2 protein-coding genes are annotated in these 1,206 nt (G+C 76.5%); both read left to right on the top strand.

Features of this window, described 5'->3' with window-relative positions; translation table 11 throughout:
• A partial coding sequence (locus GPJ59_RS36330) for a tetratricopeptide repeat protein (protein ID WP_258025444.1) occupies positions 1 to 916 on the top strand: 916 nt, incomplete at its 5' end.
• 3 nt (positions 917 to 919) lie between these two features.
• Positions 920 to 1,206, top strand: a 287-nt coding sequence (locus tag GPJ59_RS36325) for a zinc-ribbon domain-containing protein (RefSeq protein WP_374201016.1), incomplete at its 3' end; no start/stop codon positions are given.

Genomic DNA, 1,206 nt, shown 5'->3' with positions numbered 1-1,206 from the left:
GTTGGAGCCCGGCGGCACCGCCCTCGCGCTGCCCGTGCCGCTGGTCGACCCCGCCGACCCGAACGCCGGCTTCCTCGCCGGCCTGCTCTCCTCCGCCCCCGGCGACCTCCTGGGCGCCCTCGCCGCCGCCCCCGCCGACTCCGCCGAGCTGCGGCTGCGCGAGCTGCGGGCCCGGCTGGAGCTCGGCGAACCGGACGTGGCACTGCGCGCGCTGGCCGAGTTGGAGGTCCGCCATGCCGACGACTGGCGGGTCGTCTGGGCCCGCGGCGTCGCCGCCCTGGCCACCGGCGACGACGCGACGGCGGCGCTGTCCTTCGACGCGGTCTACGACGCCTTCCCCGGCGAGCCCGCGCCGAAGCTCGCGCTGGCGCTGTGCGCCGAGGTCCTGGGCCAGTTGGACAACGCCGCCGAGTACTACCACCTCGTCTGGAGCACCGACCCCGGCTTCGTCAGCGCCGCCTTCGGCCTGGCCCGGGTCCAACTCGCCACCGGGGACCGGGACGGAGCCGTGCGCACGCTGGAATCCGTACCGGAGGCGTCGATCCACCACACCGCCGCACGGGTGGCAGCCGTACGCGCACGCCTGCGCGACCGGTCACCGCAGGAGGCCCTGCTGCCCGACCTGGTGGCGGCGGCCGGGCAGGTGGCGGAGCTGGAGCGGTTCGGACTGGACGCCGTGCGCCACGAGCGGCTGCGCGCGGAAGTTCTGGGCACGGCCCTGGACTGGGTACTGTCGGGTAGCCGGGGTGCCGACCCCGGCCGGACCTCGCTGCTCGGCAGTCAACTGGACGAGCGGGGCCTGCGCTTCGGCCTGGAGCGCTCGTACCGCGTCCTGGCCCGCCTGGCGCAGCGTGGCGAGGAGAGGATCGAACTGGTGGAACGGGCAAACCGTTTCCGTCCCCGGACGTGGGTGTGAGTGATGTCGATGCATCGGCCGTCGGGCTGCCCCAGCTGCGCCGAACCCCTGGAGGAGGGTGACCGTTTCTGCGGAGTCTGCGGCTACGACGTCTCCGTACCGCCGCCCGCTCCGGCCGGATCCGATCGTCCGACGATCCCCCTGCGCCCCGCCCCGTCGGGCGCATCCTGGACCGCCACCGCTCCGGGCGGACCGGGCGTCCCCGCCCCGGGCGGACCGGCCGTGCCCGGCAGCACCCCGGCGGCGGGCGGACCGGGCCTGGCTCCGCCCCCCCCCGAGCCGCCGCCCCC

The organism is Streptomyces bambusae (assembly GCF_019400985.1).
Lineage (GTDB): Bacteria > Actinomycetota > Actinomycetes > Streptomycetales > Streptomycetaceae > Streptomyces > Streptomyces bambusae_A.
This window is presented reverse-complemented; position numbering and strand designations above follow the sequence as displayed.